We start from the raw sequence: 8321 nt of genomic DNA, 5'->3' as shown, positions 1-8321 counted from the left end.
ATATTCTATTTTAAATAGAATAATATATTCTTTATATATAAATCTATCTTGATATTGATTGTAATTTATATTACAGTAGATATATACAATATAATTGTATTCAATCATCTTATTTAGGAGAAATACCATGAGAATTACTACTTTTAAATCAAGCACAGCTTTATTATCTAACGAAGGATAATAAAGTATTGTAACCAAGGTATGGTATATTAAGTTCTACCATACCTTTCTTATAGTCTTTGGGGTGGTTATGAAGATTAGATTAAAGCCTACAGTACAAATGGTTATTGATACTAATAATATATATTTACGTACTTCTTCTTATGTACATAAAATTACTGTATCAGAAGCATACATTTTAGATTTTTTTAATTACTTGATGGTACACATTCCCTTGCAGAGATAACTACTATATTATCTAAAACTTATTCTTCTCTAACAATAGAACAAATCTCAGAAATGGTTACCCTATTAGATTCTTTACTACTCTTAGAACATAGTAATAATGAGAAAATATTATCAGATTATGCTGAACAACGTTATCATAGAAATCTTAATTTTTTTGGTTCATTCTTACCATTAAAAGAGAATAAAAAGCTTATTCAAAAAAAGCTTAATGATAGCAAAGTAATTTTACTAGGCTTAGGCGGATTAGGCTCTCACTTACTTATTGATATGGCTGCAATGGGAATTCACCACATAAAAGCTATAGAGTTTGATAAAGTTGAATGGTCTAATTTAAATAGACAAATTTTATACTCTGAACTAGATATTGGCAAATATAAAGCAGATATTGCTTCGAGAATAATTTACAATTTCAACTCAGTTCTTAATTTAGAAGTAGTTAATGATAAAATAACCTCTAAAGAATATTTACAAGAATTTATTAAGGGTTATGATTTAGTTATCTGTGTAGCAGATAGACCTAAAACCTTAATTATGCCTTGGCTTAATGAGGCGTGTATTGCGGAAAATATACCTTTTTTAACCTGTGGGTTAGACACCCAAATTGCTAGGTGGTATTCAGTAATACCTAAAGTTTCCGGGTGTTTACAGTGTTGGCGTGACGCAGTAGCAAAAACTGATAAACAATCGGATAATATCTTAGATATACATAAACATACGGAACTAAGAGGAGACAATGCTACTTTTGTTGCTTTTGTATCATTAATTACCGGATTTATTATTGCAGAAACAACTAAAATTCTAACTAATATTTCCCCTTCTATTGGTACTAATAAATGTATGGAAATTAATTTTAAAGAGATGCAAACTTATATCTCTGAAACTTGGAATAGACAAGAAGATTGTTCTATCTGCCGGAATTAAATATTATGAATAATTATAAATTATTTTTAATGGCTTATATTTTTTCTAGTGTAGGAGATTGGTTCTTTAAATTAACTTTGCCGATTTATTTATTTAATTTAACAGGTTCAGCACTACATATGTCTATAGGATACGCTCTAGGATTTTTACCATTTATCTTGTTCACTCTAGTAGGAGGCATTTTAGCTGATATTTATTCTAGAAAAACTTTATTGATTTCCCTAAACCTGTTCTCAAGTGTAACTATTAGTATTATTGGCATACTAACTTATGTTAATCATAATATAATAATAATTTATCTTCTTACCTTTATATTAAGCTCTATTACCACCATAATACACCCTGTTTTACAAAGTTTCCTCCCAGACATAGTTAGCGATAAATACCAATTAGCTACTAAAAATTCATTTGTGTTAAGTACTGATAATACTTTAAGTATTCTAGCTCCTTTCTTTAGCGGAGTATTAATATCTTTATTTGGGGTTCATTTAGCTTTTTTTATAGCAGTTTTAGCTTTTCTGATAGCTCTTATGTTATTAATTTTTATCAAGGTAACTAATACTTCTCTAACAATCAATAAAAATCTAAACTCTATAAAATTATTACTAATAGAAGGGCTAGAAACTGTAAAGTTACAACCATTTTTATTATATGGAGCTTTATTATTTTTCGGAACAAATTTTGCTATTCACTTTTTTAATGTTAACTTTATTTATTTTCTAAAAGAATACCTAACTGCAACTCCTACTATGATTGGAATTGCCTTTGCTATTACCGGTATCGGGGCTTTACTTGGAACCTTTTCTGCTCCTCTAATTTTAAAAAGATTTCAAGAGAATTATATTATAATAGCAATGACTATTTTGGGTGGTTTATTTATGTATACCTTAGCTTTAGCAAATAGTTACTGGATGTTAGGTATTTTATGGGGTATAGTTTCTTTTTTCGGTTCTATTAATGTTGTATCTTTTTTTACTTTACGTCAAAAAGTAGTACCTGCTAACATTTTAGGAAGGTCTGTAGCTATAACTAGAATGATAGCCTATGCTTCTATTCCTATTGCCTCAATTTTAGGGGGATTAACCCTTGATATATCTCACAGTATGTTATTAATAGTAGTGCTTGCTGCTACTCTTAGAACTTTAATCGGAATCATTGCTATTTATACACCCCTATTTAAAAGCCATGCAAATCATTAACTTATATCAGTATTTAGCAATTATTAAAAAGAATTTAACTATGATCAATAGAGGAAGTAATGATGTATTAAATTATGTAGATTTAGAAGCAAATACCTGGCAAAGAGTACTCTCTACCGGAAATATCCTTACTTTAAATTTACAAAGTGGGCAATTATCTGCTAGTAGAGATATTGATATTCAAGAACTATACAGATTATTAGGATTAAGCACTATTAAAAATATTTGGGAAAGATATAAACATTGTTTTACCGAAGAACAATATCAACAAATAAGCAACTATGAATTGATTAATGTTCCCCAATATGAAAATGTTTTTGAAGGTCTTACCCAGATTATTTTTGGGCAACAGATATCGCTAATAGTAGCTAATTTGCAGAGAATAGCTTTTGTAAAAACCTTTGGGGAAAAAGTATTAAGTAATTTATACTCCTACCCCCAACCTCAGAATATTACTGAAGATTTACTAAATACGTTAGCCATTAGTAGTACTAAAAAAAGAGCTCTCTTAGAAGTTAGTAGATATTTTATAAGTAATAAACATTTAACATATCAGAACATTAACAATATCTATAATCAACTTCTTCCTATGTTCGGAATCGGCAATTGGAGTATTGATTGGTTATTACTAAGAGCTTTAGGTAAACTAGAAGTTATTCCTTCCACAGATTTACAAGTAAAAAAAGTTTTTAGTAATTTTTTTAATAATCAGGAATATATGAATAGCCTTCAACTAAAAAAACTAGAAAATATCTTCCATCCCTATGGTGGATTACTAACTCATTGTTTATTATTAAACAAAATATAATCTAATGTTGGCTATTTATAATTGGAAATCCCAAGGCGGACCTTGGGATTAAATTTTTTGATTTCTAATCTTGTTAAGAGAAAGAAACCTTTTTTCTAATATGTTTTTATAGTATAATATTAAAATAAATTATTGTCAACACTTATTTTAATAGGGAGATTTCTTATGAATATAAAATTAGGGCTAGATATCGGAACAAATAGTATTGGTTGGGCAGTACTAGAATTTAATCTTGAGAATAAACCTGTTAGAATCATAGATTGTGGCGTTAGAATTTTTTCAGATTCTAGAAATAGTAAGAATAAAATTCCCTTAAATGTAACACGTAGAGAAGTAAGAGGAATACGAAAATTAAGAACTCGTAAAAATAATAAATTTAAGAAATTACTTAACTATTTAGAAGAGAAACACTTAATAACAAATGATTTTAATAAACTCAAATCAGAAGTTTTCTCAATTAATCCCTATTATGCCAGAAATAAAGCAGTTAAGGAAGCTATTAACCAAAATGAATTAATTAGAGCTTTACTACACTTGGGTAAAAGACGTGGATTTAAAAGTAATAGAAAAGAAGACGATTCTACAAAAATAAAGGATAAGAAAAAGAATCTTAAAAAAATTGTGGATTTGAAAAACAACTTACAGGAGAAAACTCTAGGCGAATATTTCTATAAAAAATATAGTGATAATCAAGAATTAATATTAAACGGTGTAAAAGATGATTTCACCAAACAAGAAAAAATTAGATTTGCTGAAAATTCTGAATTTTATCCTGATAGAGCAATGTATGAAGCAGAATTTACTAAGATTAAAGAAAAGCAAATGGCTCACAACTGTGCTTTAACTTCGGAAAATTGGGATGAAATACACACTATTATTTTTGAACAATACCCTTTAAAATCCCAAAAAGAATTAGTAGGAATGTGCGAATTTTTACCAGGTGAATATAGAGCAAATAAAGCTTTACCAAGCTTTCAAGAATATCGTCTTTGGCAGGATCTTAATAATTTAAAATATCAATTAGATTCTAAACAAATACTCCAAAATTTATCCATTGAGCAAAAGAACCAAGTTTTTGATTATCTAAAGTCTCATACCACAGCTACTTTAACAAGTTTGGCAAAAATTCTTTTTAATAAAGAAGAGCAAAAAAAAGCAGTATTTAACCTTACTAAAGAAAGTCTTCAAGGATTAACTACTACTAGCCTCATGCAAAAGAAAGAATATTTTGGAGAAATCTGGCATAATATAGAATTAAAAGATCAAGACTCTCTAATAGAAGATTTACTAGACCCAAGTATAGAGAAAGAACAATTTATTACTAAATATACTCTAAGCGAAGCACAACTATCTAAAATTTGTGATTCTGTAAGTACTTTAAAAAAATCTCCTAACAAAGGATATGCTAGTATCTCAAGGGAATTTATATATGATATTCTCCCCTATCTTAAACAAGGTTTAATCTATGATGTAGCTTTTGATCAAATGGCACACAGTTTATATACCATTAGCGGTGAATTAAAATATCAATCTTCCTCCCACTCTACCAAAAATATACAAAAGATTAATCCCGGAGAATATCTACTCTATTACGGAGAAGTACTTTGGCAGAGTATGTCTGGTATTAAATATAAGGATTACGAAGAAACAGAAGATAACAAACACTATTATTTTAAAAAATTAAAACTAAAAACCCCTAAAGATTCTATTTTAGCTAAAGAACTCATTTATGGTAAAGTGGCAAATCCTACAGTACATATGGTAATGAATCAACTACAAAAACTAATAAATGCTATTTTAAAAGATTTACGTAAGCAATTTCAGAATCAAAATTTTATGTTTGATGAAATAGGTATAGAATTAGCAAGAGATATTAGTAATTCTCAATATAGCACATCTTTAATTAATAAACAAAATACTAATCATAAAAAACTAAGAGATAAAGCTAAGGAATTATGTTCAAAATACGGTGGTAATTCTAATAGTGAACCAGATATTGAAAAAGCTATTCTCTATATAGAAATGATAGGATTAGACGAAAAAGCAGAAATAGCAAAGTGTGTTTATAGCGGAAAATCCATAAATTTTACTGATTTGTTTAGTTCAACTATAGAGGTGGATCATATATTACCTTTTGCTAAAACTTATGATGATAAGAAAAGTAATAAGGTTTTATGTTACAACACTGCTAATAGATATAAAAGCGGAAGAAGTCCTTATGAGGCTTTTGCTTTAGCTACTAATAGTAATTATAATTATGAAGAAATTCTTGGAAGAACTAGGAATTTATTTAAAATTAAAGACAAAACTGGTAAAGAAATTTCTAATAAAGACAAAACTGGTAAAAAAAATTATATTAGCTATAAAGCATTTAAATTTATAAGAGATGCCCATGAAAAAATGGAAGAAGCTACCAAAAAAGCAAGTTTTATAGAAAAACAGCTTAATGATACCAGATATTTGACAAAACTAGCTCGGCTATATTTAACAACTTTGGTAGATGATAGTAAAATTACCTGCCCCCAAGGTGCTTTAGTTGCAAAATATAGAAAGTTTTTAGGATTATCTAAGTTATTAGGGTACGATAATAAGAAAAGAGAAGATCATAGACATCATACTATAGATGCTATTACTACTGCTCTAATTAATCGCTCCGTTATTAACCTAGTAAACCGAGATTTTAACACTACACTTAATCAAAAAATTCAAGAATTAACACAACGGTACACTATTTATAATTCCGTAGAAAAATCAACTATAGATAGAGAAAAAGATTTTAAAACCTACTATGAAACTTTAGCTAGTGAGAAAAATAAAATTTTTGCAGAAATTATTAAAAAAACTACAGGATTACAAGATTCTTCACAACTTAAACAAGAATTAGTAAAAAAATTAGACACAATAATTATATCTTATAAACAAGACCATTCTAAACAAGGGAAACTTCATCAAGAAACAGCTCTAGGAATTAAAATAGATAAAAATGGAGAGCCTATCAAAAATCAAAAAGGTAAATATACTGTTACACAAAGATTAAGAATAGAAGATTTATCAGTAAATGATATAGGTAAAATCAAAGATGATTATAGTAATATTAGAAAAAAACTTAGATATTATTTACAGGAACAGGATATCTGCAGATTTGAAGATATAACTCATAAAATAGATGAAAATCATAAAATAGATGAAAAAAAATTAAAAGAAACTCTCTTAAATTTTGGTAAACAGCATGGTATTAAACGAATTACTTTGCAATATCTTACCGAAAATGCAATCCAGATTAAATCTGCTCCATATAAAGCCTATGCTACAGATTCTTATATGTATGTTGATATTTGGCAAATTCCTAAAACTAAAAAAGATAAAAAAACTAATAAATATGAATATAAAGGTATCTTTATAAATTACTTAGATTATAACCAGTATAAGGGAAATTATGAAAAACCCCATCCTGCCGCTAAAAAACTTATGCAATTATTTAAAAACGATATGGTAGTAGTTTATAAGAAAGATGAAAGTAATAATGAGATACCAGAAATTAGCAAAGTATTGGGATTCTCAGCTACTGACAACAAATTAGATCTTAGAAATCAACTATTTGCAATGCCTAAACAGTCACATATCTCTATTAATGTTTTGTTTGCTAAGCATAAAATACAAAAAATATCAATATCTCCAAACGGCAAGATAAAAGAAAAAATACCTAATTTACATTTACACAGTAATAAAAGATTTACGATAGATAAAAATTAAGAAAATAAAGAATTAGTATAACCTATGCCACAACAAATTATAGAAATAAATCAGGATAATTTATATATAAGTTTGTACAGGGGGTTTTTATTAATAGAAAATAAAGAGGTAGAACTCGGCAGAATTCCCTTAGATGATATAATATCTTTGCTTATATCAGCTAATCAAAGTACTATTAGTAAAAATATTATTGCAACGCTAGCAGAAAATAATATTCCTATTATTTTTTGTGATGCAAAATATTTACCAATTTCTATTACCCTTCCCTTTAGTAGCCACTATAAAAGTAAAATGCTTTTAGATTACCAAATAAATACTAAACTACCCCTAAAAAAACGTTTGTGGCAGGAAGTAATTAAACATAAAATTACTAACCAAGCTAGGGTTCTAAAATACTTTTATCCTATGAGTTTACGAATAAAATTATTGGAAAATTTAGCAACTGAAGTAAAATCCGGAGATAGTACCTTTACGGAATCTCAAGCAGCAAAAATATATTTTAAGGAATTATTCGGTGATACCTTTAAAAGAAATCAAGATAGTATTGATATAATAAATATCATGTTAAATTATGGCTATAGTATTTTACGTTCTGCTGTGGCAAGGTCTTTATGCGGAGCAGGATTACACCCTGCTTTAGGAATCTTTCATAAAAATAATTATAATCCTTTTTGTTTGGTAGATGATATTATGGAAGTTTACAGACCACTCGTTGATTACTATATTAAGCATATAGATATTATTAATACAGAAAAATTATCTCCCAAAATCAAACAAGATCTTGCTAAAATATTATGGATTGATGTAATATATAAAAAAGAGAATATTCCTCTGTATAAAGCTTTAAATTATGTATGTTATAATGTAGCTAATAGTTTTAAAAATAGTACAAACCAATTGAATTTTGCAAGTTTAAAATTATAATTAAAATAATGTCTCAGCGTAGTTATGTTAGTGGTTACCAAATTATGTGGTTATTTGTAATGTTTGATCTTCCTACGGAAGAAAAAGAAGAAAAAAGAGCCTATAGAGAATTTAGAAATATGTTGTTGGATTTATCTTTTACACAATTGCAATATTCTGTATATATTAGGATGTTTGATTCTAAAGAGAAAACGCAACAAATAGAAAAAGAAATCTCGTTAAAACTGCCTTATAAAGGCAATATTACTATCTTTGCAATTACAGATAAACAATAAGGAACCATAAAAAGCTTTTATGGTAGAAAAAAG

6 protein-coding genes are annotated in these 8321 nt (G+C 27.6%); all 6 read left to right on the top strand.

The window, feature by feature from the left end:
- The first annotated feature begins 459 nt into the window (after positions 1-459).
- The 6 genes from ACQCX0_RS03895 (at position 460) to cas2 (ending at position 8288) form a co-directional block, all read left to right on the top strand.
- The gene (locus ACQCX0_RS03895) at positions 460-1329 is read left to right on the top strand and encodes a HesA/MoeB/ThiF family protein (RefSeq protein WP_462562867.1); all 870 of its coding nucleotides are present in this window, start codon (positions 460-462) and stop codon (positions 1327-1329) included.
- 5 nt (positions 1330-1334) lie between these two features.
- On the top strand, positions 1335-2528 hold the full coding sequence (locus tag ACQCX0_RS03890) for an MFS transporter (RefSeq protein ID WP_462562866.1): 1194 nt from the start codon (positions 1335-1337) through the stop codon (positions 2526-2528).
- The gene (locus tag ACQCX0_RS03885; RefSeq protein WP_462562865.1) at positions 2485-3336 is read left to right on the top strand and encodes a DNA glycosylase family protein; all 852 of its coding nucleotides are present in this window, start codon (positions 2485-2487) and stop codon (positions 3334-3336) included. Before ACQCX0_RS03890 ends, ACQCX0_RS03885 begins: the two co-directional genes overlap by 44 nt.
- Positions 3337-3501: 165 nt before the next feature.
- Positions 3502-7089, top strand: coding sequence for a type II CRISPR RNA-guided endonuclease Cas9 (cas9, locus tag ACQCX0_RS03880; RefSeq protein WP_462562864.1), 3588 nt, complete (start codon positions 3502-3504; stop codon positions 7087-7089).
- Between the two features lie 24 nt (positions 7090-7113).
- Positions 7114-8013 (top strand): type II CRISPR-associated endonuclease Cas1, encoded by a 900-nt coding sequence (cas1, locus tag ACQCX0_RS03875; protein WP_462562863.1) that lies wholly within the window; start codon positions 7114-7116, stop codon positions 8011-8013.
- A gap of 8 nt (positions 8014-8021) precedes the next feature.
- Positions 8022-8288, top strand: a complete 267-nt coding sequence (cas2, locus tag ACQCX0_RS03870; protein ID WP_462562862.1) for a CRISPR-associated endonuclease Cas2 — start codon at positions 8022-8024, stop codon at positions 8286-8288.
- Positions 8289-8321 lie beyond the last annotated feature (33 nt).

This window comes from Candidatus Hepatincolaceae symbiont of Strigamia maritima (assembly GCF_055505085.1).
This window is presented reverse-complemented; position numbering and strand designations above follow the sequence as displayed.